The organism is Stutzerimonas chloritidismutans AW-1 (assembly GCF_000495915.1).
GTDB classification, from domain to species: domain Bacteria; phylum Pseudomonadota; class Gammaproteobacteria; order Pseudomonadales; family Pseudomonadaceae; genus Stutzerimonas; species Stutzerimonas chloritidismutans.
The window spans coordinates 1-23864 of record NZ_AOFQ01000049.1 but is presented as its reverse complement, the minus strand read 5'-3'; the positions used below and the strand labels follow the sequence as shown (position 1 = coordinate 23864).

The 23864-nt window shown below is 58.3% G+C and carries 21 protein-coding genes, 2 tRNA genes and 2 rRNA genes; 17 read left to right on the top strand and 8 right to left on the bottom strand.

Going from position 1 to position 23864, the window contains the following annotated elements; all coding sequences use genetic code 11:
• The first annotated feature begins 108 nt into the window (after positions 1-108).
• The 7 genes from gabT (at position 109) to trpC (ending at position 7011) form a co-directional block, all read left to right on the top strand.
• Positions 109-1389 carry a 4-aminobutyrate--2-oxoglutarate transaminase gene (gabT, locus tag F753_RS39855; RefSeq protein ID WP_023445875.1) on the top strand — a complete coding sequence of 427 codons (1281 nt, stop codon included), beginning with the start codon at positions 109-111 and terminating at the stop codon, positions 1387-1389.
• Between the two features lie 104 nt (positions 1390-1493).
• Positions 1494-2168, top strand: a complete 675-nt coding sequence (gene rpe / locus F753_RS39850; RefSeq protein ID WP_015278319.1) for a ribulose-phosphate 3-epimerase — start codon at positions 1494-1496, stop codon at positions 2166-2168.
• Positions 2165-2866: a phosphoglycolate phosphatase gene (locus F753_RS39845; protein WP_023445874.1), complete on the top strand. Its 702-nt coding sequence runs from the start codon at positions 2165-2167 to the stop codon at positions 2864-2866. Before rpe ends, F753_RS39845 begins: the two co-directional genes overlap by 4 nt.
• A gap of 179 nt (positions 2867-3045) precedes the next feature.
• Entirely contained in the window at positions 3046-4530 is a 1485-nt protein-coding gene (gene trpE / locus F753_RS39840) for an anthranilate synthase component I (RefSeq protein WP_023445873.1), read from the top strand.
• 2 nt (positions 4531-4532) lie between these two features.
• Positions 4533-5126, top strand: coding sequence for an aminodeoxychorismate/anthranilate synthase component II (locus F753_RS39835; RefSeq protein ID WP_023445872.1), 594 nt, complete (start codon positions 4533-4535; stop codon positions 5124-5126).
• Positions 5126-6172, top strand: a complete 1047-nt coding sequence (gene trpD, locus F753_RS39830; protein WP_023445871.1) for an anthranilate phosphoribosyltransferase — start codon at positions 5126-5128, stop codon at positions 6170-6172. Before F753_RS39835 ends, trpD begins: the two co-directional genes overlap by 1 nt.
• A complete protein-coding gene (gene trpC / locus F753_RS39825; protein WP_023445870.1) occupies positions 6169-7011 on the top strand; it encodes an indole-3-glycerol phosphate synthase TrpC in 843 nt (280 codons plus the stop codon). The genes trpD and trpC overlap by 4 nt, the downstream gene beginning before the upstream one ends.
• A gap of 45 nt (positions 7012-7056) precedes the next feature.
• Here trpC and crp read toward each other — a convergent pair whose 3' ends face one another.
• Positions 7057-7701, bottom strand: a complete 645-nt coding sequence (crp, locus tag F753_RS39820) for a cAMP-activated global transcriptional regulator CRP (RefSeq protein ID WP_014821656.1) — start codon at positions 7699-7701, stop codon at positions 7057-7059.
• Between the two features lie 212 nt (positions 7702-7913).
• Here crp and F753_RS39815 point away from each other — a divergent pair, with 212 nt between their 5' ends.
• Positions 7914-8336, top strand: a complete 423-nt coding sequence (locus F753_RS39815; RefSeq protein WP_014821655.1) for an OsmC family protein — start codon at positions 7914-7916, stop codon at positions 8334-8336.
• 210 nt (positions 8337-8546) lie between these two features.
• On the top strand, positions 8547-9347 hold the full coding sequence (gene speD, locus F753_RS39810) for an adenosylmethionine decarboxylase (RefSeq protein WP_031297947.1): 801 nt from the start codon (positions 8547-8549) through the stop codon (positions 9345-9347).
• 57 nt (positions 9348-9404) lie between these two features.
• On the opposite strand, the gene coq7 is transcribed toward speD, so the two are convergent.
• Positions 9405-10052 (bottom strand): 2-polyprenyl-3-methyl-6-methoxy-1,4-benzoquinone monooxygenase, encoded by a 648-nt coding sequence (coq7, locus tag F753_RS39805; protein ID WP_023445868.1) that lies wholly within the window; start codon positions 10050-10052, stop codon positions 9405-9407.
• 64 nt (positions 10053-10116) lie between these two features.
• Positions 10117-10458 carry a histidine triad nucleotide-binding protein gene (locus F753_RS39800; protein WP_023445867.1) on the bottom strand — a complete coding sequence of 114 codons (342 nt, stop codon included), beginning with the start codon at positions 10456-10458 and terminating at the stop codon, positions 10117-10119.
• Between the two features lie 78 nt (positions 10459-10536).
• Between F753_RS39800 and F753_RS39795 the strand changes: the two genes are divergently transcribed.
• Positions 10537-12015, top strand: a complete 1479-nt coding sequence (locus F753_RS39795; protein WP_023445866.1) for an AAA family ATPase — start codon at positions 10537-10539, stop codon at positions 12013-12015.
• 16 nt (positions 12016-12031) lie between these two features.
• On the opposite strand, the gene F753_RS39790 is transcribed toward F753_RS39795, so the two are convergent.
• Complete coding sequence (locus F753_RS39790) at positions 12032-12988, bottom strand: DUF805 domain-containing protein (RefSeq protein WP_023445865.1); 957 nt, start codon at positions 12986-12988, stop codon at positions 12032-12034.
• A 129-nt stretch (positions 12989-13117) separates the two neighbouring features.
• Positions 13118-13546 carry a protoporphyrinogen oxidase HemJ gene (gene hemJ / locus F753_RS39785; RefSeq protein ID WP_014821649.1) on the bottom strand — a complete coding sequence of 143 codons (429 nt, stop codon included), beginning with the start codon at positions 13544-13546 and terminating at the stop codon, positions 13118-13120.
• A 128-nt stretch (positions 13547-13674) separates the two neighbouring features.
• Between hemJ and argC the strand changes: the two genes are divergently transcribed.
• Both argC and erpA read left to right on the top strand, forming a co-directional pair.
• The gene (gene argC, locus F753_RS39780; RefSeq protein ID WP_023445864.1) at positions 13675-14709 is read left to right on the top strand and encodes an N-acetyl-gamma-glutamyl-phosphate reductase; all 1035 of its coding nucleotides are present in this window, start codon (positions 13675-13677) and stop codon (positions 14707-14709) included.
• A 111-nt stretch (positions 14710-14820) separates the two neighbouring features.
• Entirely contained in the window at positions 14821-15171 is a 351-nt protein-coding gene (gene erpA / locus F753_RS39775) for an iron-sulfur cluster insertion protein ErpA (RefSeq protein WP_003285497.1), read from the top strand.
• A gap of 51 nt (positions 15172-15222) precedes the next feature.
• On the opposite strand, the gene F753_RS39770 is transcribed toward erpA, so the two are convergent.
• Together F753_RS39770 and F753_RS39765 are read right to left on the bottom strand one after the other, a co-directional pair.
• The gene (locus F753_RS39770) at positions 15223-16314 is read right to left on the bottom strand and encodes an anhydro-N-acetylmuramic acid kinase (protein WP_031297944.1); all 1092 of its coding nucleotides are present in this window, start codon (positions 16312-16314) and stop codon (positions 15223-15225) included.
• Between the two features lie 2 nt (positions 16315-16316).
• On the bottom strand, positions 16317-17732 hold the full coding sequence (locus tag F753_RS39765; RefSeq protein WP_023445862.1) for a peptidoglycan DD-metalloendopeptidase family protein: 1416 nt from the start codon (positions 17730-17732) through the stop codon (positions 16317-16319).
• Positions 17733-17903: 171 nt separating this feature from the next.
• On the opposite strand from F753_RS39765, the gene tyrS reads away from it, so the two are divergent.
• The gene (tyrS, locus tag F753_RS39760; protein WP_031297941.1) at positions 17904-19103 is read left to right on the top strand and encodes a tyrosine--tRNA ligase; all 1200 of its coding nucleotides are present in this window, start codon (positions 17904-17906) and stop codon (positions 19101-19103) included.
• On the opposite strand, the gene F753_RS39755 is transcribed toward tyrS, so the two are convergent.
• Positions 19055-19585, bottom strand: a complete 531-nt coding sequence (locus F753_RS39755) for a hypothetical protein (protein ID WP_209320150.1) — start codon at positions 19583-19585, stop codon at positions 19055-19057. The two genes, tyrS and F753_RS39755, sit on opposite strands and share 49 nt — an antisense overlap.
• An 88-nt stretch (positions 19586-19673) precedes the next feature.
• Between F753_RS39755 and F753_RS39750 the strand changes: the two genes are divergently transcribed.
• The 4 genes from F753_RS39750 to F753_RS39735 all read left to right on the top strand — a co-directional run.
• Positions 19674-21210, top strand: a 16S ribosomal RNA gene (locus tag F753_RS39750).
• A gap of 91 nt (positions 21211-21301) precedes the next feature.
• Positions 21302-21378: transfer RNA gene (locus F753_RS39745), tRNA-Ile, on the top strand.
• A 30-nt stretch (positions 21379-21408) separates the two neighbouring features.
• Positions 21409-21484: transfer RNA gene (locus F753_RS39740), tRNA-Ala, on the top strand.
• Between the two features lie 253 nt (positions 21485-21737).
• Positions 21738-23864, top strand: a 23S ribosomal RNA gene (locus F753_RS39735); the annotation flags it as partial.

Genomic DNA, 23864 nt, shown 5'->3' with positions numbered 1-23864 from the left:
AATCCGAACGCTTTGGATGGCGCGGCAGTCGATCATCGTATGCTGCCGCGCCCGCTTCCTGGCGTTCTTTCCGACCCGTGCCGACGATGAGCGGCTACCGAGGAGCTTATGAGCAAGACCAACGAATCCCTTATGCAACGCCGTGTCGCCGCCGTTCCCCGTGGCGTCGGCCAGATCCACCCGATCTTTGCCGACCACGCGAAGAACAGCAGCGTGGTGGATGTGGAGGGCCGCGAGTTCATCGATTTCGCCGGCGGCATCGCCGTGCTGAATACCGGCCACCTGCATCCGAAGATCGTCAAGGCGGTGGAAGACCAGCTGCACAAGCTCACCCACACCTGCTTCCAGGTGTTGGCCTACGAGCCGTACGTCGAGCTGTGCGAGAAGATCAACGCGCGGGTGCCGGGTGATTTCGCCAAGAAGACCCTGCTGGTCACCACCGGCTCCGAGGCCGTGGAGAACGCGGTGAAGATCGCCCGCGCCGCCACCGGCCGTGCCGGCGTGATTGCATTCACCGGCGCCTATCACGGCCGCACCATGATGACCCTCGGCCTGACCGGCAAGGTCGCCCCGTACTCCGCCGGCATGGGCCTGATGCCGGGCGGGATCTTCCGTGCGCAGTATCCCTGCGCGATCCATGGTGTCAGCGTCGATGACTCGATCGCGAGCATCGAGCGCATCTTCAAGAACGATGCCGAGCCGCGCGACATCGCCGCGATCATCGTCGAACCGGTGCAGGGCGAGGGCGGCTTTAATGTCGCGCCGAAGGATTTCATGGCCCGCCTGCGCGCGCTCTGCGACGAGCACGGCATCCTGCTGATCGCCGACGAGGTGCAGACCGGCGCCGGGCGCACCGGCACCTTCTTCGCCATGGAGCAGATGGGCGTGGTTGCCGACCTGACCACCTTTGCCAAGTCGGTCGGCGGGGGCTTCCCGATCGCCGGCGTGTGCGGCAGGGCCGAGATCATGGATGCCATCGCGCCCGGCGGGCTGGGCGGCACCTATGCCGGCAACCCGCTGTCCTGCGCGGCGGCGCTGGCGGTCATGGAAATCTTCGAGGAGGAGCATCTGCTCGACCGCTGCAAGGCGGTGGCGGAGAAGCTCACCGCCGGCCTCAAGGCGATCCAGGCCAAGCACAAGGAGATCGGCGAGGTGCGCGGCCTCGGCGCGATGATCGCCATCGAGCTGTTCGAGGAGGGCGACCTGGCGCGACCGGCTGCGGCGCTGACGTCGCAGATCGTCGCTCGGGCGCGGGAGAAGGGCTTGATCCTGCTGTCCTGCGGTACCTACTACAACGTGCTGCGCGTGCTGGTGCCGCTGACTGCCGAAGACGAACTGCTCGACCGTGGCCTGGCCATTATCGGTGAGTGCTTCGATGAGCTGACCTGATCCAACGGCGGGCTCGCCGGCATCCGCAATGGATGTCAGGCGCGCCGCAACCCTGACCCCTCGGGTACAATGCGCGGCATCTTGCCGTGCTACCCGAGGTCGTCATGCAGCCGTTCGCCATCGCCCCTTCGATTCTTTCCGCCAACTTCGCCCGTCTGGGTGAGGAAGTGGACAACGTGCTGGCCGCCGGCGCCGACATCGTCCATTTCGACGTGATGGACAACCACTACGTACCCAACCTGACCATCGGCCCCATGGTCTGCTCCGCGCTGCGCAAGCATGGCGTCACCGCGCCCATCGACGTACACCTGATGGTCAAGCCGGTGGATCGCATGATCGGCGACTTCCTCGAAGCCGGTGCCAGCTACATCACCTTTCACCCGGAAGCCTCCGAGCACATCGATCGATCGCTGCAGCTGATCAAGGACGGCGGCGCCAAGGCCGGTCTGGTGTTCAACCCGGCCACGCCGCTGGACGTGCTCAAGTACGTCATGGACAAGGTCGACATGGTCCTGCTGATGAGCGTCAACCCCGGTTTCGGCGGGCAGAAGTTCATTCCCAATACCCTCGACAAGCTGCGCGAAGCGCGTGCGCTGATCGATGCCAGCGGCCGCGAGATTCGCCTGGAGATCGACGGCGGTGTGAATCCGAAGAACATCCGCGAAATCGCTGCGGCGGGCGCCGATACCTTCGTTGCCGGCTCGGCGATCTTCAACCAGCCGGATTACAAAGCCGTGATCGACCAGATGCGCGCCGAGCTGGCGCTGGCCCGGCCATGACTCGCCTGGAGCAACTGTTCGACGGCAAATTGCCACGGCTGGTGATGTTCGACCTGGACGGCACCCTGATGGATTCGGCACCGGACCTGGCCGCCGCAGTGGACAAGATGCTGATGCTGCTTGGTCGCGAGCCCGCCGGCATCGAGCGGGTACGCGACTGGGTCGGCAATGGCTCGCGCGTGCTGGTGCGTCGCGCATTGGCCGGTAAGCTGGAGCATGAAGCGATAAGCGACGAGTTGGCCGACGAGGCGCTGGCGCTGTTCATGCAGGCGTACGCCGGCGGCCACGAGCTGACGGCTGTCTATCCGGGCGTTCGTGAATGCCTGGACTGGCTGCGCGAGCGTGGGGTGAAGCTCGCAATCATCACCAACAAACCGGCGCAGTTCATCGAACCGCTGCTGGAGGAGAAGGGGCTGGCCGGTTACTTCAAGTGGCTGGTCGGCGGCGATACCTTGCCGCAGCAGAAGCCCGATCCGGCGGCGCTGGTCTGGGTGATGGACAAGGCGGGCGTTGCGCCCGGCGAATCGCTGTTCGTGGGTGATTCGCGCAATGACGTGCGGGCTGCTAAGGCTGCGGCAGTCCCATGTGTCGCGCTTACCTACGGCTACAACCACGGCGAGCCCATCGCGGATGAGCAGCCGGCTTTGGTGCTCGACGACCTGCGTGAGCTGGTTGCTTCGGCTCCGGGGCTGCGCTAGTGTGGCCGGACTCTTTTTGACCCACCGAAGAGATCAGCTCGTGGTGCTCACCCGCAGACAATGGATGAAAGTCATCAAGGCTCTGGCCCGTTGGCGCTGGCGCGCCTGACTTTCCCTGCCGGCCAGGCCGGCGCGTTTGCCGTTGTTCGTTCGAACCCTCCTCAGACCACGAGGCTGACATGACCCGCGAAGAATTCCTGCGTTTGGCCGCCGAAGGCCATAACCGCATCCCCCTGTCATTCGAGACCCTTGCCGACTTCGACACGCCGCTGTCGCTGTACCTGAAACTGGCCGATGCGCCGAACTCCTATCTGCTTGAATCCGTTCAGGGCGGCGAGAAGTGGGGGCGTTACTCAATCATCGGTCTGCCGTGCCGCACCGTGCTGCGCGTGCGGGATCACCGTATCAGCGTGACCACCGATGGCATCGAGACCGAGGCCTGTGAGGTCGAGGATCCGCTGGCCTTCGTCGAATCCTTCCAGCAGCGCTACCGCGTCGCGCCGGTCGAAGGCCTGCCGCGCTTCAACGGCGGGCTGGTCGGCTATTTCGGCTACGACAGCGTGCGCTATGTCGAGCGCAAACTGGGCAATTGCCCCAACCCGGATCCGCTGGGCACACCGGATATCCTGCTGATGGTTTCCGACGCCGTGGTGGTCTTCGACAACCTCGCCGGCAAGCTGCACTGCATCGTGCTGGTCGATCCGTCGCAGCCGGCAGCCTACGAGGCCGGTCAGGCTCGCTTGCAGGCGTTGCGGGCGAAGCTGCGCCAGTCGATCACGCCGCGCCTTGGCCTGGATTTCGAAAAGAGCAATGGTGCCGAACCGACCTTCCGCTCCAGCTTCAGCCGCGAGGATTACGAGCAGGCGGTCAACCGCATCAAGGACTACATCCTCGCCGGCGACTGCATGCAGGTGGTGATCTCCCAGCGCATGTCGATCCCGTTCAAGGCCGCGCCGATCGATCTCTACCGTGCGCTGCGTTGCTTCAACCCGACGCCGTACATGTACTTCTTCAATTTCGGCGATTTCCATGTGGTGGGCTCGTCGCCGGAAGTGCTGGTGCGGGTCGAGGACGGCCTGGTCACGGTCCGGCCCATCGCCGGCACCCGCCCGCGCGGCGCCACCGAGGAGGCCGATCTGGCGCTGGAACAGGATCTGCTCAGCGACGCCAAGGAACTGGCCGAGCATTTGATGCTGATCGACCTGGGCCGCAACGACGTCGGTCGTGTCGCCGAGAACGGTTCGGTGCGGTTGACCGAGAAGATGGTCATCGAGCGCTATTCGAATGTCATGCACATCGTTTCCAACGTCACCGGCCAGCTCAAGGCGCCATTGACGGCGATGGATGCGCTGCGCGCGATCCTGCCGGCCGGCACGCTCTCAGGTGCACCGAAGATTCGCGCCATGGAAATCATCGACGAACTCGAGCCGGTCAAGCGTGGCGTCTACGGCGGCGCGGTCGGCTACCTCGCCTGGAACGGCAACATGGATACCGCCATCGCAATTCGTACCGCGGTGATCAAGGACGGCGAGCTGCACGTGCAGGCCGGTGCCGGCATCGTCGCCGACTCGCAGCCGGCGCTCGAATGGGAAGAGACGCTGAACAAGCGCCGCGCCATGTTCCGCGCGGTGGCCCTGGCCGAACGCGACCAGCAGGAGAACTGATCATGCTGTTGATGCTGGATAACTACGATTCCTTTACCTACAACGTCGTGCAATACCTCGGCGAGCTTGGTGCCGACGTCAAGGTGGTGCGCAACGACGAGCTGAGCGTGGCTGAGATCGAAGCGCTGAATCCGGAGTGGATCGTCGTCTCGCCGGGGCCGTGCACGCCGAACGAGGCGGGTGTGTCGCTGGAGCTGATTCGTCATTTCGCCGGCAAGTTGCCCATTCTCGGCGTTTGTCTCGGCCACCAGAGCATCGGTCAGGCCTTCGGTGGCGATGTGGTACGTGCTCGGCAGGCCATGCACGGCAAGACCAGCCCGGTGTTTCACCATGACCAGGGTGTGTTCGCCGGGCTCAATAATCCGCTGACCGTCACCCGATACCACTCGCTGGTGGTCAAGCGCGAGACATTGCCCGAGTGCCTGGAGATCACCGCCTGGACCCAGCTGGAGGATGGCTCCGTCGACGAGATCATGGGGCTGCGGCACAAGACGCTGAATATAGAGGGTGTGCAGTTCCACCCCGAATCGATCCTCACCGAACAGGGCCATGAGCTGTTCGCGAATTTTCTGAAGCAGACCGGAGGCGTGCGCTGATGGATATCAAGGAAGCCCTTAACCGCATCGTCGGTCAGCTGGACCTGACCACCGAAGAGATGCAGGCGGTGATGCGTCAGATCATGACCGGTCAATGCACTGATGCGCAGGTCGGTGCGTTCCTCATGGGCATGCGCATGAAGAGCGAAACCATCGACGAGATCGTCGGCGCGGTGCAGGTCATGCGTGAGCTTGCCGCCCCGGTGCGTTTCGACACCGACAAGCTTGTCGACACCTGTGGCACCGGTGGCGATGGGATGAATATCTTCAACGTTTCCACCGCAGCCTCGTTCGTCGTTGCGGCCGCTGGCGGCAAGGTCGCCAAGCACGGTAACCGCGCAGTATCCGGCAAGAGCGGCAGCGCCGATCTGCTCGAGGCGGCCGGGGTCTTCCTCGACCTGACGCCCGAGCAGGTGGCGCGCAGTGTCGATACGGTCGGCGTCGGCTTCATGTTCGCCCCGGCCCATCATGGCGCCATGAAGCACGCGGCCGGCCCGCGCCGCGAACTCGGCCTGCGGACGCTGTTCAACATACTGGGGCCAATGGCCAACCCGGCCGGCGTCCGCCATCAGGTGCTTGGTGTGTTCAGCAAGGCATTGTGCCGGCCCATGGCGGAGGTGCTGGCGCGTCTGGGCAGCAAGCATGTGCTGGTGGTGCATGCGCAGGATGGGCTGGACGAGATCAGCCTCGCCGCGCCGACGCATGTTGCCGAGCTGAAGGATGGTGAGATCCGTGAATACAGCATTCAGCCCGAGGACTTTGGCATCAAGAGCCAGAGCTTGATCGGCCTGAACGTAGAGGACGCTCAGGGCTCGCTGGCCTTGATCCGCGATGCGCTGGGGCGTCGGCAGAGCGAGAACGGGCAGAAGGCTGCCGACATGATCGTGCTCAACGCTGGCGCTGCGCTTTACGCAGCCGATCTGGCGAGCAGCCTGAAGCAGGGTGTCGAGATGGCGCATGATGCCCTCAGCACCGGGTTGGCGCGTGACAAGCTGGAGGAGCTGGTTTCCTTCACCGCGGTATTCAAGCAGGAGAATCAAAAGTGAGCGTGCCGACCGTTCTGGAGAAGATCATCGCCCGCAAGTTCGAGGAGGTTGCGCAGCGCAGTCGCCAGGTCGGGCTGGGTGAGCTGGAGCAGCGTGCCGCAGCTGCCGATCCGGTGCGTGGCTTCGCTGCCGCGCTTGAGCGCCGGGTGCGCAGCAAGGAGCCTGCGGTTATCGCTGAGGTGAAGAAGGCATCGCCGAGCAAAGGGGTCATTCGCGACCCCTTCCTGCCCGCCGAGATTGCCGCCAGCTACGAGGCCGGGGGCGCTGCCTGCCTGTCGGTACTGACTGACATCGATTTCTTTCAGGGCGCCGATGAATATCTGCAGCAGGCGCGGGCGGCTTGCTCGCTGCCGGTTATCCGCAAGGATTTCATGATCGACCCGTATCAGGTGGTCGAAGCGCGAGCGCTTGGCGCCGACTGCATTCTGCTGATCGTCGCGGCACTGGAAGATACCCGCATGCACGAGCTGGCGGCAGTGGCCAAGGAGCAGGGGCTGGATGTGCTGGTAGAAGTGCACGATGCTGCCGAACTCGAACGTGCGCTACGTCTGGAAACGCCGCTGGTGGGCATCAACAACCGCAACCTGCATACCTTCGAGGTCAACCTGGAAACCACGCTGGATCTTCTGCCGCGGATTCCAAAGGATCGTCTGGTGGTGACCGAGAGCGGGATCTTCAATCGTGCCGATGTCGAGCTGATGGAGATAAACCAGGTGTATGCGTTTCTGGTGGGCGAGGCGTTCATGCGTGCTGAACAGCCAGGCGTAGAGCTGCAGCGCCTGTTCTACCCTGATCGTTCGCGCGGCCGTGCGGCCCCTGTCGCTGCCGATCCGGAGTGACCGCCTGCCCGCGCATTGCGCGCTGGCAGGTAGCGGTCTGAAGGATTAGCGAGTGCCGAATACCACCATGGTCTTGCCTTTGACATAGACGAGACCCTGGGCTTCCAGGCTCTTGAGCACCCGACCGACCATCTCGCGGGAGCAACCGACGATACGGCCGATTTCCTGGCGGGTGATCTTGATCTGCATGCCGTCCGGATGAGTCATGGCGTCAGGCTGCTTGCACAGGTCGAGCAAGGTACGCGCGACACGGCCGGTAACGTCGAGGAAGGCCAGGTCGCCGACCTTGCGTGTGGTGTTGCGCAGACGCTCGGCCATCTGACTGCCGAGGGCGTAGAGGATGTCCGGATCCTGCTGGGTCAGCTCGCGAAACTTCGCATAGCTCAGTTCGGCAACTTCGCATTCGGTCTTTGCGCGGACCCAGGCGCTGCGTTCCTTTTCCGCCCCTTCTTTCTCGAAAAGCCCCATCTCTCCGAAAAAGTCGCCTGCATTCAAATAGGCGATGATCATCTCGCGACCGTCATCATCCTCGATAAGAATGGTGACCGAGCCTTTGACGATGAAAAAAAGCGACTCGCAACGGTCGCCTGCGTAAATGATCGTGCTCTTTGCCGTGTACCGCCGTCTATGGCAATGGGCGAGCAACTTGTCGATATTCTTTATCTTGGGCGTAAGAGAGATAGCTACCATGCTGTGGGTCCCGGATAAGTATTCAATAAAGACTGATTATTGTTATATGTGGCTGTCATTCAGCTTTCGTGAGCTTAACAGACCAAGGCGGAGCAGTTGCAAAGTTGCGACAGGCGAAACGTGTGGGTCAACGCACCTTTAGTCGCGTATGTGACGCTGTCGATTTAAAGGCCCATGCTAAGCTATCCGCCCTGTTTTTATTGGAGTTGGCGATGAAAGCGCGCATTCAATGGGTCGACGGTGCGATGTTCCTTGGCGAGTCCGGCAGCGGACATGTCGTGGTGATGGATGGCCCGCCCGAGAACGGCGGACGTAACCTTGGCGTACGCCCCATGGAGATGCTGCTACTTGGCCTGGGTGGCTGCAGTAACTTCGATGTAGTGAGCATCCTGAAAAAGTCGCGGCAGGCTGTGGATAGTTGCGAAGTCTTCGTTGAGGCCGACCGTGCATCCGAAGACCCAAAGGTGTTTACCAAGATTCATCTGCGTTTCGTCGTCAAGGGCCGCTCGCTGAAGGAGGCTCAGGTCAAGCGCGCGGTCGAGCTTTCGGCGGAGAAGTACTGCTCGGCCTCAATCATGCTAGGTCGTGCCGGCGTCGAGATCAGCCATGCTTACGAGATTGTCGAGCTCGACTGACCGCTATCGGCTATCTCAATCGATGGGAGTGGGTCTGGTAACGCTTTAGACAAGCCTCCCGCTCTGCATCATGCGCAGCCCCAATTGATTCGGGTGTCATTCATTCCATTGCAATAACGGCCGTCACCGGCGCGAAGAGGTGTTTACCGTCCTGCTCAGATGCTTCGGTGTCCGACGGGCATGAGCCCCGACAAGAGAATGTTTCCAATGGTGAAAAGCAAACTCAAGCTTCACGGGTTCAATAATCTGACCAAGACCTTGAGCTTCAACATCTACGACATCTGCTATGCCGAGACCTCCGAAGACCAGCAGGCATATGTGCAGTACATCGATGAAGAATACGACGCCGAGCGACTTACACAGATTCTGACCGATGTTGTAGACATCATTGGCGCCAACATACTCAACATTGCCCGCCAGGATTACGAGCCGCAGGGCGCCAGCGTGACGATTCTGATCTCCGAACAACCGGTGACGCCAACTGACAGTCAGATCGAGGAGTCGCCTGGCCCGCTGCCCGAAACCATCCTTGCGCACCTCGACAAGAGCCACATCACCGTGCATACCTACCCGGAAATACATCCGGTGGACGGCATTGCCACGTTCCGCGTCGATATCGATGTTTCAACCTGCGGTGTTATCTCGCCGCTGAAGGCGCTCAACTATCTAATCCACCAGTTCGATTCGGATATCGTCACCGTGGATTATCGCGTGCGCGGTTTTACCCGCGATGTCGAGGGCAAGAAGCACTTCATTGATCACGAGATCAACTCGATCCAGAACTACCTGTCTGATGACACGCGCTCGGTCTATCAGATGACCGATGTGAATGTGTACCAGGAGAATCTGTTCCACACCAAGATGCTGCTCAAGGACTTCGAGCTGGAGAATTATCTGTTCGGCGATGCGACCAGCAATCTTTCTCCGGAGCAGCGCAAGCAGGTCGAGAAGCGGTTGCGTCACGAGATGCTGGAAATTTTCTACGCGCGCAACATGCCGCGTCATGCGTAGGCTTCAGCAGCATTGTCATTGATGAGGGCGCTTCGGCGCCCTTTTTCGTGGCAAATGTCAGATGCGATAAGTCGCCTTGGTCATGACCTTGGATACCAGGCTCATGCCGAATTTGACCGGGGCTGGAAATCGCAGGCCGCCGGCCTCGATGGCGGCGGTGGAGTGCTGCTGCTCGTCCTCGCGCATCTGCTCGAGAATGGCGCGGGATTTGTCGTCGCTTGCCGGGAGCTGGCCAAGATGCTCGTCCAGGTGCTTGCAGACCTGATCTTCAGTAGCAGCGACGAAGCCCAGGCTGATGCGATCGCTGATCAGACCGGCCGTGGCGCCAATCCCGAACGACAGCCCGTAGAAAAGCGGATTGAGCACGCTGGTGTGGCTGCCCAACTGGCGGATGCGTTGTTCACACCAGGCCAGATGGTCGATTTCCTCATCCGCCGCCTGTTCCATCGCCCGACGTACCTGCGGGAGGCGAGCCGTCAGGGCCTGGCCCTGGTACAGCGCCTGAGCGCAGACTTCGCCGGTGTGGTTGATGCGCATCAGGCCGGCAACGTGGCGGGTCTCGCTCTCGCTGAGTTCGGCCTCGTTCTTCAAGACCGCCGGCGACGGGCGTGCTGGCTGGCCACTGAAAGGCAACAGCGTGCGCAGGGCCGAATCAGCCTGCATCAGCAAGCGGTCAGCTGGGGAGTAGTGGCGTTGGCTGGTCATATGTCCTCCGGAACAGGTTGGAGCCACGGGCAGTGGATGAGGCTGCAGTTTGGGCGCTTGGCTGTCAGCCTGGCGGCCAATGCATCTGCCGCTGACCGAGTACGTGCATGTGAATATGGTTGACCGTCTGCCCGCCTAGGTCGTTGCAGTTCATCACCACGCGAAAACCGTCCTGACACCCTTGCTCTGTGGCCAGGCGTTGCGCAGTCAAGAGGATATGCCCGGCGAGCGCCTTGTCGTGCTCCTCGTTCAGGTCGTGCAAGGTGGCGATATGTTTCTTCGGAATCACCAGAAAGTGCACCGGGGCCTGAGCCGCGATGTCGTGGAAGGCGATAACCTGATCGTCCTCGTAAAGCTTGCGTGCGGGAATTTCCCCGTCCACGATCTTGCAAAACAGACAATCCATGGCGGTTCTCCGGGAGAGCGTCGGTCAAACAGTGTATCAGGGCATATGAGCCGTGGTGAGGCTGTACAGGGAGGTGATGTGAAGAACGATATTCATGATCTGGGTTTGGTTCTGGATTCGAGAGTCCGATTGGTGCTGGTTGAGTCCTGGGACGAGCGCAGAGTGCTCGAGACGCTGACGGGGCTTGCCATGCGCCAAGGCTTGGGCTTCTACCTGTGGTCGGCGACCGAGGGGGTGCGCCATCTGTCCTTTGGCGGCGAGCTGCAGGGCGGCGAGGAAACCTGCGCGCCGGACGTGGCGCTGAAACTGGTGAAGCACGATCCCCGGGCGAACCTGTACGTCTTCTGCGATCTGCATCCGTTTCTCGATGAGCCGAAGTTGGTGCGACTGCTGAAGGACATTGCGATGAGTGAAGCGCCTGTGGCGCCGACCCTCGTACTGGTGTCGCATGCGCTCAAGCTGCCGCCTGAAGTGCAACGCTACGCTGCACGCTTCAGCCTTTCGCTGCCGGCCGAGGAAGAGCTGCTTGTCATCGTCCGCGAGGAAGCCACCCGCTGGAGCGAGCGTAATCGCGGTGCTCGCGTTCGCACCGACAATCGCACGTTGCAGCAGGTGGTGAAGAATCTGCGCGGCCTGAGCCATGCAGAGGCGCGGGCGCTGGCACGTAATGTCATCTGTGATGACGGTGCGATCACCCAGGAGGATCTTCCCGAGCTCAATCGCAGCAAGTTTCAGCTGCTGGATCTCGATGGGGTGCTGGGGTTCGAATACGAGACGGCCCGCTTCGCGGAGGTGGGTGGTCTGGCCAATTTCAAACGTTGGCTGGCGGAGCGGCAGGGCGCGTTTCTTGATGGTCAGGGCGATGATCTACCGCGCGGCGTGATGCTGGTCGGGGTGCAAGGTGGCGGCAAGAGCCTCGCCGCCAAGGCGGTCGCCGGTCTGTGGGGGCTGCCGTTGCTGCGGTTGGATTTCGCCTGCTTGTACAACAAGTATTTCGGTGAAACCGAGCGTAACCTGCGTGAAGCGCTGACCCTCGCGGAACAGATGGCGCCTTGCGTTTTGTGGATGGACGAGATCGAAAAAGGTTTGGCGACCGGCGATATGGATGGCGGCGTAAGCCAGCGGGTACTGGGCACACTGCTGACGTGGATGGCCGAGCGTAGCGCGCCGGTATTCATGGTGGCTACGGCAAACGCCATCGATCGGCTGCCTGCAGAGCTGCTGCGAAAGGGGCGATTCGACGAACTCTTCTTCGTGGATTTGCCAGATCTCGCGACGCGTGCGGAGATCTTCCGCATCCATCTCACGCGACGCGAACTGCAACCTGATGATATGGGTCTGATGGTACTGGCCGGGGCGAGTGATGGTTTCTCGGGCGCCGAGATCGAGCAGGTGGTGGTCAGCGCGGTTTATGCCGGCCAGGCGCAGCAACGGGATGTCGATCAAGCGATGCTGCTCGACTGCATTCGTGCAACATCGCCGTTGTCGGTTGTCATGGCCGAGCGCCTCGATGCACTGCGGGAGTGGGCAAGGGGGCGCACGGTACAAGCCGATTGAGGGTCTGCTTCAGCAGCTAGAAGCCGGCTCCCTGACGCATTTCCACCAGCGCGGGGATGGTCAGCGCCGCCACTAGGCCGGAGATGATCAACAGCAGCCACAGCGCGGCGAGGATCTTCACCGACCGGCTGTTGGGCGGTGGTGGCGAACCATAGCGATTGACTTCCCGACTCCCCGGCATCAGCAGCATGACGAAGGGAAACAGGCTGCCCAGCACCGGGACCAGATTGAGCAGGATCAGCCAGCCGGACCAGCCGAAGTCATGCAGGCGCTGAACGCCGATCTGCACGCTGACCACGAGCATGCCGATGCCGATCAAGCCCATGCAGATGAGCCCCATCGTGCTGGAGATTGCCATCATGATTGCGGCGACACCGAACAAGCCCGTGGCCGCGAACATGATCACCAGTGACCACGCTAGATAACGCAGACGGCCAATCCGGCCAGTGACGGAAAAAGGCTTGAGGTCGCCATGTCGAGGCATTGCTTCGCTGACGTTTGCAGAAGGCGGGGCGTAAGGTGACACCGTTGCGCTGGCGCCCTGAGGTGCAGCACTCTCATGAAGCTGCGCCTGACGCGCCAGATACTTCTCGATGATGATGCCGCACGTACTGCACTCATTGGCGTGGCTTTGTGCGTGCCCGCATTTAGGACATGTCATGAGCGCAGCAGGTGGGTTGTCACCTTGGGCCGCCGCCAGTTCTTCATCCGTCTGCACTAGGCTCAGGGTGGGGCTGGTGTGCTCAGGCTCTTTGTATGCCCTGGCGCCAGCGCGGTGCAGCGCGCCGATGTACTTGTCGGCTTCCTGGCTGCTTAGCTTGCTTTTGATCACGGCCGCCTGGCCACTGAACAATCGCTCGACCTTGCTTGGGTCGGTCTTGAACAGGACTGCCAGGTTTGCCTTTACCGCCTCAAGCGGCATGTCGGGCATAAGTTCGCCGGTGAAGACGATTTTGAATTGAGCTTGTTGCATGTGGCGTCCGTGTCACAGGGATGGTTGCGGCAGATTAGAGGGGAGGAACAGCCGATACAACAGCGTATGCTCCGGTTTCCGAGTCAGGTAACACAATGCGCGAACTCAACTGATCAGCTGTCGGTCAGCTCAGAAGGGCCTGACGACGACAAGGATCACGATGGCCAGCAGAAACAGGACCGGGACTTCATTGAACCAGCGATAGAACACGTGCCCGCGAATGTTCTCGTCACGAGCAAACCGCTTCAGTTGTGCGCCGCATACGTGGTGATAGCCGACCAATACAAGGACCAGCGCCAACTTGGCGTGAAGCCAGCCGCCTGTACCGAACAAACCGGGATTCAGAATGACCATCCATATGCCAAACACCAGCGTGGCGATCATGGAAGGAAGCATGATGCCGCGGTAAAGCTTACGCTCCATGATCTTGAAGCGCTCCCGACTGGGCTCATCCTCACTCATCGCGTGATAAACGAACAGGCGAGGAAGATAGAAAAGTCCGGCGAACCAGCAGACGACGGCGATGATGTGCAGTGCTTTGAGCCAAAGGTAGAGCATCTATGGAATCCTGCGGAGGCGAATGCGTCGATAGTAGTGGCTGCGTTCGCCCCCGTCATCCCGGCGGTTGGCCCGCGATCAAAGCAGCTTTATCATCGCGCTTTTACGTTTCCATTTGAGGGCAGGTCATGATCAAGGTCGGTATCGTTGGCGGCACAGGCTATACGGGCGTCGAATTGCTGCGCCTGCTTGCTCAGCATCCGCAGGCCGAAGTGGCTGTCATCACCTCCCGCTCTGAGGATGGGGTGAAGGTCACCGACATGTACCCCAATCTGCGAGGCCACTACGACGACCTCGCTTTCAGTGTTCCGGACGCAGCAACATTGGGTGGATGCGACGTGGTGTTCTTCGCGACCCCTCATGGCGTCGCCCACGCACTTGCTGGCGAGTTGCTGGCAGCCGGAACCCGAGTCATTGATTTGTCCGCTGATTTCCGCCTGCAGGATGCCGAAGAGTGGGCGAAATGGTACGGGCAGGCTCACGGTGCGCCTGAACTGCTCGCTGAGGCCGTGTACGGACTGCCTGAAGTCAATCGCGAGCAGATCAGAAAGGCACGCCTGATTGCCGTTCCTGGCTGTTACCCGACCGCTACCCAGCTGGGCTTTCTACCGCTGCTTGAAAATGGTCTTGCAGATGCCTCGTGCTTGATTGCGGATTGCAAGTCGGGCGTCAGCGGTGCCGGGCGCGCAGCGAAGATCGGTTCCCTGTTCACCGAGGCTGGCGAAAGCATGATGGCGTATGCGGTCAAAGGGCACCGGCATCTGCCGGAGATCAGCCAAGGTCTGCGCCGAGCTGCGCAAGGTGACGTCGGGCTGACTTTTGTTCCGCACCTGACTCCGATGATCCGTGGTATCCACGCGACGCTGTACGCCGCCGTTGCCGATACTTCCGTGGATCTGCAGCGCCTTTATGAGCGCCGTTATGCCAACGAGCCGTTCGTCGATGTGATGCCGGCCGGCAGTCATCCGGAGACACGTAGCGTGCGTGGCGCTAACGTTTGCCGCATTGCCGTACATCGTCCGCAGGACGGTGACCTGGTGGTCGTGCTGTCCGTGATCGACAACTTGGTGAAAGGCGCATCCGGCCAGGCGATCCAGAATATGAATATCCTGTTCGATCTGAATGAAAAACTGGGACTTGGAAATGTGGCGCTCCTGCCATAAACCGGTTTTCACATCGGAGCGCTGAAGCTGGTCGAATAATTGACCGGTTTTGTCAGGAAAGCCGATAATGCACCGTCAATGCAGTAGGGCGTTTCACGCCAGGAGAAACCAATGAGTGTCGAATCCTTCACGCCCACCGCCATCCAGTTCAGTCAGGGGGCGGCAAGCAAGGTGAAGAGCTTGGTCGATGAGGAAGGCAATCCGCGCTTGAAGCTGCGGGTCTTCGTCACTGGAGGCGGCTGCTCGGGTTTCCAGTACGGCTTTACTTTCGATGAAGATGTGGCCGACGACGATACGATCATCGAGCGAGAGGGCGTAAGTCTCGTGGTCGACCCCATGAGCTACCAGTACCTTGCTGGTGCAGAAGTGGACTACCAGGAAGGGCTGGAAGGCTCTCGTTTCGTGATCAAGAATCCAAACGCAACGACTACCTGTGGTTGCGGTCAGTCGTTTTCTATCTGATGTCCGTGGCCTCGAAGCGCCGTGCACTGCACGGCGTTTCCGTTTCTGGCATCAAACGGGATAGATGGCGCCAAGGATTCGAGAGCCCCGTGCGCCAGTGACCGCGGGACGATTTGCCGGGATGCCTTCCAGGCAGCAGTGGGCCAACCATGCAAATGCCATCGCCTCCACCCAGTCTGCCGGCACCCCCTCGCTGTCTGTGCTTTTGACCTCACAGGTCGGGGCCAGCACCTGTAACCTTCGCATCAGCGCAGCGTTATGCGCCCCACCACCGCAGACAAGCAATTCCTCAACGTTCAGCTGGGTGGCGATGAGTGACTCGGCTATGCTCCTCGCAGTAAGTTCGAGCAGCGTCGCTTGGACATCTGCAGGCTGCAGATCTTTCCGTTCAGCGAGAAGTCTATCCAGCCAGGCCAGGTTGAAAAGCTCGCGTCCGGTGCTTTTGGGGCCCTGAGTTTTGAAAAACTCTTCGTTGAGCATCAAGGTGAGTAGGTCCTCATCCACGATGCCGGTCGTCGCCCAATCGCCGTTGCGGTCGTATGCCAAGCACTTGTGGCGTTGAATCCAGGCGTCCATCAGGACGTTGCCGGGCCCACAATCGAAGCCATGGGTAGGGTAGCCTGGATACAGAATGCTGAGATTGCTGAATCCCCCGATGTTCAGAATCGCGCGGACTCGCTGGGAATTGCCAAAGATGGATTCGTGGAAAGCGGGCACGAGCGGTGCGCCATGTCCGCCGGCAGCAACGTCGCGTCGGCGAAAATCCCCAACCACGGTTATGCCGGTCAATTCCGCCAATAGAGCGGGGTTGCCGATTTGAATCGTGAACCCGAGATGGGGTTCATGCCTGATAGTTTGACCGTGGCTGCCAATAGCGCGTATCGACTGCGGGGCAAGCTGCTGTTCGATGAGCAGCTGATCAACCGTTTCTGCTGCGAGCGTAGCCCACTGGTTCTCAGCAATAGCTGCGCGCTTCAGCTCGTCCCGCCCAGACGAGCACAAGGCGAGTAGATCTTGCTTTAGCTTGGCAGGCATTTCCTGGAAGCGGGTGGCTATCAGCCGAGTGCGGGTGGTCTGCTCGATGAGCGCGATGTCCAGGCCATCAAGACTGGTGCCGGACATCACCCCAAGATAAAGAGCCACGATTACTGCTGGTTGAGGGCCAATACGGTGGCCTTCTCTTCGTCCATCCGTGCCATCAGAGGCTGGCTCAGTTGCATGAAGCGTTGCTTTTCGTTGCGAGCGATCGGATCTGCCATCGGTAGTTTCAGGCCTAGCGGATCGACATGAACGCCGTCGACCTGGAACTCATAATGCAGATGCGGGCCGGTGGAAAGGCCGGTTGTGCCGATGTAGCCAATGATCTGACCTTGCTTTACAGCGGATCCATTACGCACACCTTTGGCAAAACCTTGCATGTGCGCATACAGGGTGCGGTAGCGCTGGCCGTGCTGGATGATCACCGTGTTGCCATAGCCACCCTTGCGCCCGGCAAGCAGTACTTTGCCGTCACCGGCGCTTTTGATAGGCGTCCCGTGCGGGGCTGCATAATCAACCCCTTTGTGCGCTCGGATCTTGTTCAGGATCGGATGTTTGCGACCATTGGAAAAGCGAGAGCTGATACGTGCAAAGTCTACCGGCGTTCGGATGAATGCTTTGCGCATGCTGGTACCGTCAGCATTGTAATAGCTGGTGGCTCCATCCTTATTGGTGTAGCGAACGGCAGAATAGGTTTTGCCCTGATTGGTAAAGCGTGCCGCGAGGATATTGCCGGTACCGATGCGTTCCCCCTCTACGGTCTTCTCTTCATAAATAACTTCGAAGCTGTCGCCTTTGCGAATGTCTAGTGCAAAGTCGATGTCGTAGCCAAATACGTTGGCCAGATCCATAGTCAGGTTATGGCTGAGGCCCGCGCGCTTCGCGGCTAGAAACAGGCTGCTATCAATCTCACCGCGAGCGTATACGGAGCTGATTTCGGGCTTGATCTGTTCTTTTTTGAATGAATAACCGTCAGGCGTCTTCTCTAGCGCCAGCGTTTCCAGACTGTTGAGTTTGCTGCGTAGGCCGGCTAGCCCGCCTTGCTCGGTCAGTTGAAACTCAAGGGGCTGGCCGATCTTCAAGCGGGAAAACTGTTTGGCATCCTTGCTGCTCGACAGGACGGCATGCATGACGGATGGGGAAAGGCCCACTTTGGAAAATACTGTCGATAGCGTATCCCCATTGGCCACGACCACGGTCTTCGTCAGAGAGTCTGACTCTGGAGCGGGGGCCTGGGTGAGCTCCTCTTCTTCCGGTAGCTCAGCATTCTTGGCCTCGGATGATGTGTCCAGCGTGGCAGTTGCAGCGAAGGGAGACTCGACCAGGCCTGGTTCGCTGTCGCCGGGCTCGACGACAATTTGTCCAGAGGAGGACTCGAGCTTCAGGTCAATGAAGGTCTTCTTCGCCTCGACTTCACGTGATGGGAATACAAGCAGCGCCAGGCTCAGCAGCGCAGCTACACCACTGGCAGCCAGAAGATGGCTCTTGGGGTAGTTCGGAGCTTTTGATTTGGAAGGCATCATTTGGGCTTCTGGCATATTTTTGTACGGGAAATAACTGTCTAAAATATAAGCAAAGCGCATCGCAGGCAACCCTTGTGGCTGCTGAGCTGCTGGTCGGTACAAGCGCGCGGCTTGTAATCGGCCGTCGATCTTGTAAGGTTGTCGCCCTTTAATAATGGTATGGGGCTTGCCATGAAGTCGGTTGAAGAGCAACTGTCGGTGATCAAACGGGGCGCTGATGAGGTGCTCGTCGAATCGGAGCTGGTCACTAAGCTTGAGCGAGGCGAGCCGTTGCGCGTCAAAGCGGGATTCGACCCTACCGCTCCCGATCTTCATCTCGGGCATACCGTGCTCATTAATAAGATGCGCCAGCTTCAGGACTTGGGGCATCAGGTGATCTTCCTTATAGGGGATTTCACCGGAATGATTGGTGATCCAAGTGGCAAAAGCGCCACACGGCCCCCTTTGACCAGGGAACAGGTCCTCGAGAACGCCGAGACTTACAAGTCTCAGGTTTTTAAGATACTGGATCCCGCGAAGACTGAGGTGGCGTTCAATTCAACCTGGATGGACAAGCTGACCCCGGCCGACTTTATCCGTCTAGCTTCTCAATATACTGTCGCCCGTATGCTTGAGCGTGATGACTTCAGTAAGCGCTACTCCACGAACCAGCCGATAGCCATCCATGAGTTCCTCTATCCGCTCGTCCAGGGGTATGACTCGGTTGCGTTGAGGGCTGACATAGAACTCGGAGGGACTGACCAGAAATTCAACTTGCTTATGGGGCGTGAGCTTCAGCGGTCGTACGGTCAAGCCTCGCAGTGCGTGGTGACCATGCCGTTGCTTGAGGGGCTGGATGGCGTGAAGAAGATGTCCAAGTCCCTTGGCAATTACGTCGGGATCCAGGAAGCACCAGGCGTCATGTATAGCAAGTTGGTCTCGATCCCTGATTCGCTCATGTGGCGGTACTTCGAGCTGCTCAGCTTCCGGTCGCAGGGTGAGCTCGATGAGTTTCGTGCTGATGTCGAGCGGGGATCAAATCCCCGGGATATCAAGATCAAGTTGGCCGAGGAGATCGTTGCGCGTTTCCATGGGGACGAAGCGGCTGCGGCTGCGCATCGTTCTGCGGGTAATCGGATGAAGGAGGGCGAGCTTCCCGAAGACCTTCCGGAAATCGAACTGATCTCTGATCAGGACATGCCCATTGCGTCGGTCCTTAATAAGGCGGCGCTGGTCAAGAACGCAGCTGTCGCGCGTGACTTGCTGGGTTCTAGCGGTGTCCGTGTTGACGGGCAGGTAGTGGATCGTGGTTTCGTATTCAGGCTTGGCGCGACCCATGTTTGTCAGGCTGGAAAGAAGTCGTTTGCACGTATTTCCCTCAAGGCAGAATAAAACTGAAATAAACGGTTGACGTTGATTTTCAGGCTCCTATAATGCGCACCACTTCCGGCGCAGTCCTTAAGCAAAACCTCTTGTAAATCAAAAGGTTGGCGAAATAAAAGGGTTGCACGGATGGCGGATTCGAGTAGAATGCGCCGGGCTGGCAGGGTGGTGGTTGAATTCTGTTGGCGGCTTCGGTCGGGTTGATCGGAAGCGGTTGAAAGAGGTGGTTGACAGCGGTTTTGAACGCTGTATGATTCGCCTCCCGCTGACGAGGGACGCAAGTTGATCTGAAGCGCAAGCGGTTGAGAAGAAAGAAAAACTTCTTCAAAAACAGCTTGACAGGTAACAAGGCTGCTGTAGAATGCGCGGCCTCGGTTGAGACGAAAGACTTGATCGAAACGCTCTTTAACAACTGAATCAAGCAATTCGTGTGGGTGCTTGTGAATGTAAGACTGATGGTCAGATAGATTATCAGCATCACAAAGCAACACTCGTTTATTCGAGAGTTACTCTTTACTTGTAAAGAGATTTGCGATTGCTGAGCCAAGTTTAGGGTTTTCTCAAAACCCAAGCAGTATTGAACTGAAGAGTTTGATCATGGCTCAGATTGAACGCTGGCGGCAGGCCTAACACATGCAAGTCGAGCGGATGAAGAGGGCTTGCTCTCTGATTCAGCGGCGGACGGGTGAGTAATGCCTAGGAATCTGCCTGATAGTGGGGGACAACGTTTCGAAAGGAACGCTAATACCGCATACGTCCTACGGGAGAAAGCAGGGGACCTTCGGGCCTTGCGCTATCAGATGAGCCTAGGTCGGATTAGCTAGTTGGTGAGGTAACGGCTCACCAAGGCGACGATCCGTAACTGGTCTGAGAGGATGATCAGTCACACTGGAACTGAGACACGGTCCAGACTCCTACGGGAGGCAGCAGTGGGGAATATTGGACAATGGGCGAAAGCCTGATCCAGCCATGCCGCGTGTGTGAAGAAGGTCTTCGGATTGTAAAGCACTTTAAGTTGGGAGGAAGGGCATTAACCTAATACGTTAGTGTTTTGACGTTACCGACAGAATAAGCACCGGCTAACTTCGTGCCAGCAGCCGCGGTAATACGAAGGGTGCAAGCGTTAATCGGAATTACTGGGCGTAAAGCGCGCGTAGGTGGTTTGTTAAGTTGAATGTGAAAGCCCCGGGCTCAACCTGGGAACTGCATCCAAAACTGGCAAGCTAGAGTATGGCAGAGGGTGGTGGAATTTCCTGTGTAGCGGTGAAATGCGTAGATATAGGAAGGAACACCAGTGGCGAAGGCGACCACCTGGGCTAATACTGACACTGAGGTGCGAAAGCGTGGGGAGCAAACAGGATTAGATACCCTGGTAGTCCACGCCGTAAACGATGTCGACTAGCCGTTGGGATCCTTGAGATCTTAGTGGCGCAGCTAACGCATTAAGTCGACCGCCTGGGGAGTACGGCCGCAAGGTTAAAACTCAAATGAATTGACGGGGGCCCGCACAAGCGGTGGAGCATGTGGTTTAATTCGAAGCAACGCGAAGAACCTTACCAGGCCTTGACATGCAGAGAACTTTCCAGAGATGGATTGGTGCCTTCGGGAACTCTGACACAGGTGCTGCATGGCTGTCGTCAGCTCGTGTCGTGAGATGTTGGGTTAAGTCCCGTAACGAGCGCAACCCTTGTCCTTAGTTACCAGCACGTTAAGGTGGGCACTCTAAGGAGACTGCCGGTGACAAACCGGAGGAAGGTGGGGATGACGTCAAGTCATCATGGCCCTTACGGCCTGGGCTACACACGTGCTACAATGGTCGGTACAAAGGGTTGCCAAGCCGCGAGGTGGAGCTAATCCCATAAAACCGATCGTAGTCCGGATCGCAGTCTGCAACTCGACTGCGTGAAGTCGGAATCGCTAGTAATCGTGAATCAGAATGTCACGGTGAATACGTTCCCGGGCCTTGTACACACCGCCCGTCACACCATGGGAGTGGGTTGCTCCAGAAGTAGCTAGTCTAACCTTCGGGGGGACGGTTACCACGGAGTGATTCATGACTGGGGTGAAGTCGTAACAAGGTAGCCGTAGGGGAACCTGCGGCTGGATCACCTCCTTAATCGAAGACTTCAGCTTCTTCATAAGCTCCCACACGAATTGCTTGATTCACTAGCGAAAAGCGATTGGGTTTCGACCCGAGAGAGACGATTGGGTCTGTAGCTCAGTTGGTTAGAGCGCACCCCTGATAAGGGTGAGGTCGGCAGTTCGAATCTGCCCAGACCCACCAATTGTCATGGGATGTGGCCGATCTGTAGATGGGGCCATAGCTCAGCTGGGAGAGCGCCTGCTTTGCACGCAGGAGGTCAGCGGTTCGATCCCGCTTGGCTCCACCATTAACTCGAAAATCGCTGAAAGCTCAGAAATGAGTGCTGCTTGCGCATCCTGTGATGTGTGAGGGTATTGATTTCTGGTCTTTGCGCCAGAACTGTTCTTTAAAAATTTGGGTATGTGATAGAAGTAGATTTGAGTGGTCACTTTCACTGGTGATTATTCAAGTCAAGGTAAAATTTGCGTGTTCTCTATGCAAATTTTCGGCGAATGTCGTCTTCACGTTATAGGCAGTAACCAGATTGCTTGGGGTTATATGGTCAAGTGAAGAAGCGCATACGGTGGATGCCTTGGCAGTCAGAGGCGATGAAAGACGTGGTAGCCTGCGAAAAGCTTCGGGGAGTCGGCAAACAGACTTTGATCCGGAGATGTCTGAATGGGGGAACCCAGCCATCATAAGATGGTTATCACACACTGAATACATAGGTGTGTGAGGCGAACCAGGGGAACTGAAACATCTAAGTACCCTGAGGAAAAGAAATCAACCGAGATTCCCTTAGTAGTGGCGAGCGAACGGGGGTTAGCCCTTAAGCTTCTTTGATTTTAGCGGAACGCTCTGGAAAGTGCGGCCATAGTGGGTGATAGCCCTGTACGCGAAAAGGTCTTAGAAGTGAAATCGAGTAGGACGGAGCACGAGAAACTTTGTCTGAATATGGGGGGACCATCCTCCAAGGCTAAATACTACTGACTGACCGATAGTGAACCAGTACCGTGAGGGAAAGGCGAAAAGAACCCCGGAGAGGGGAGTGAAATAGAACCTGAAACCGTATGCGTACAAGCAGTGGGAGCCTACTTTGTTAGGTGACTGCGTACCTTTTGTATAATGGGTCAGCGACTTATTTTCAGTGGCGAGCTTAACCGAATAGGGGAGGCGTAGCGAAAGCGAGTCTTAATAGGGCGTCTAGTCGCTGGGAATAGACCCGAAACCGGGCGATCTATCCATGGGCAGGTTGAAGGTTAGGTAACACTGACTGGAGGACCGAACCGACTACCGTTGAAAAGTTAGCGGATGACCTGTGGATCGGAGTGAAAGGCTAATCAAGCTCGGAGATAGCTGGTTCTCCTCGAAAGCTATTTAGGTAGCGCCTCGTGTATCACTGCTGGGGGTAGAGCACTGTTTCGGCTAGGGGGTCATCCCGACTTACCAAACCGATGCAAACTCCGAATACCAGCAAGTGTCAGCACGGGAGACACACGGCGGGTGCTAACGTCCGTCGTGAAAAGGGAAACAACCCAGACCGTCAGCTAAGGTCCCAAAATCCTGGTTAAGTGGGAAACGATGTGGGAAGGCTTAGACAGCTAGGAGGTTGGCTTAGAAGCAGCCACCCTTTAAAGAAAGCGTAATAGCTCACTAGTCGAGTCGGCCTGCGCGGAAGATGTAACGGGGCTCAAACCAGGTACCGAAGCTACGGGTTCAACGCAAGTTGAGCGGTAGAGGAGCGTTCTGTAAGCCTGTGAAGGTCAGTTGAGAAGCTGGCTGGAGGTATCAGAAGTGCGAATGCTGACATGAGTAACGACAATGCGAGTGAAAAACTCGCACGCCGAAAGACCAAGGGTTCCTGCGCAACGTTAATCGACGCAGGGTGAGTCGGTCCCTAAGGCGAGGCTGAAGAGCGTAGTCGATGGGAAACGGGTTAATATTCCCGTACTTCTAGTTACTGCGATGGGGGGACGGAGAAGGCTAGGCCAGCAAGGCGTTGGTTGTCCTTGTTTAAGGTGGTAGGCAGAGATCTTAGGTAAATCCGGGATCTTAATGCCGAGAGCTGATGACGAGCTTTCTTTTAGAAAGCGAAGTGGTTGATGCCATGCTTCCAGGAAAAGCCTCTAAGCTTCAGGTAACTAGGAACCGTACCCCAAACCGACACAGGTGGTTGGGTAGAGAATACCAAGGCGCTTGAGAGAACTCGGGTGAAGGAACTAGGCAAAATGGCACCGTAACTTCGGGAGAAGGTGCGCCGGTGAGGGTGAAGTATTTACTACGTAAGCCCATGCCGGTCGAAGATACCAGGCCGCTGCGACTGTTTATTAAAAACACAGCACTCTGCAAACACGAAAGTGGACGTATAGGGTGTGACGCCTGCCCGGTGCCGGAAGGTTAATTGATGGGGTTAGCGCAAGCGAAGCTCTTGATCGAAGCCCCGGTAAACGGCGGCCGTAACTATAACGGTCCTAAGGTAGCGAAATTCCTTGTCGGGTAAGTTCCGACCTGCACGAATGGCGTAACGATGGCGGCGCTGTCTCCACCCGAGACTCAGTGAAATTGAAATCGCTGTGAAGATGCAGTGTATCCGCGGCTAGACGGAAAGACCCCGTGAACCTTTACTATAGCTTTGCACTGGACTTTGAATTTGCTTGTGTAGGATAGGTGGGAGGCTTTGAAGCGTG

Coding starts and splice junctions, on each gene's coding strand:
- gabT (WP_023445875.1), top strand. CDS start 109: ATGAGCAAGACCAACGAATCCCTTATGCAACGCCGTGTCGCCGCCGTT.
- rpe (WP_015278319.1), top strand. CDS start 1,494: ATGCAGCCGTTCGCCATCGCCCCTTCGATTCTTTCCGCCAACTTCGCC.
- F753_RS39845 (WP_023445874.1), top strand. CDS start 2,165: ATGACTCGCCTGGAGCAACTGTTCGACGGCAAATTGCCACGGCTGGTG.
- trpE (WP_023445873.1), top strand. CDS start 3,046: ATGACCCGCGAAGAATTCCTGCGTTTGGCCGCCGAAGGCCATAACCGC.
- F753_RS39835 (WP_023445872.1), top strand. CDS start 4,533: ATGCTGTTGATGCTGGATAACTACGATTCCTTTACCTACAACGTCGTG.
- trpD (WP_023445871.1), top strand. CDS start 5,126: ATGGATATCAAGGAAGCCCTTAACCGCATCGTCGGTCAGCTGGACCTG.
- crp (WP_014821656.1), bottom strand. CDS start 7,701: ATGGTAGCTATCTCTCTTACGCCCAAGATAAAGAATATCGACAAGTTG.
- F753_RS39815 (WP_014821655.1), top strand. CDS start 7,914: ATGAAAGCGCGCATTCAATGGGTCGACGGTGCGATGTTCCTTGGCGAG.
- coq7 (WP_023445868.1), bottom strand. CDS start 10,052: ATGACCAGCCAACGCCACTACTCCCCAGCTGACCGCTTGCTGATGCAG.
- F753_RS39800 (WP_023445867.1), bottom strand. CDS start 10,458: ATGGATTGTCTGTTTTGCAAGATCGTGGACGGGGAAATTCCCGCACGC.
- F753_RS39790 (WP_023445865.1), bottom strand. CDS start 12,988: ATGCAACAAGCTCAATTCAAAATCGTCTTCACCGGCGAACTTATGCCC.
- hemJ (WP_014821649.1), bottom strand. CDS start 13,546: ATGCTCTACCTTTGGCTCAAAGCACTGCACATCATCGCCGTCGTCTGC.
- argC (WP_023445864.1), top strand. CDS start 13,675: ATGATCAAGGTCGGTATCGTTGGCGGCACAGGCTATACGGGCGTCGAA.
- erpA (WP_003285497.1), top strand. CDS start 14,821: ATGAGTGTCGAATCCTTCACGCCCACCGCCATCCAGTTCAGTCAGGGG.
- F753_RS39765 (WP_023445862.1), bottom strand. CDS start 17,732: ATGATGCCTTCCAAATCAAAAGCTCCGAACTACCCCAAGAGCCATCTT.
- tyrS (WP_031297941.1), top strand. CDS start 17,904: ATGAAGTCGGTTGAAGAGCAACTGTCGGTGATCAAACGGGGCGCTGAT.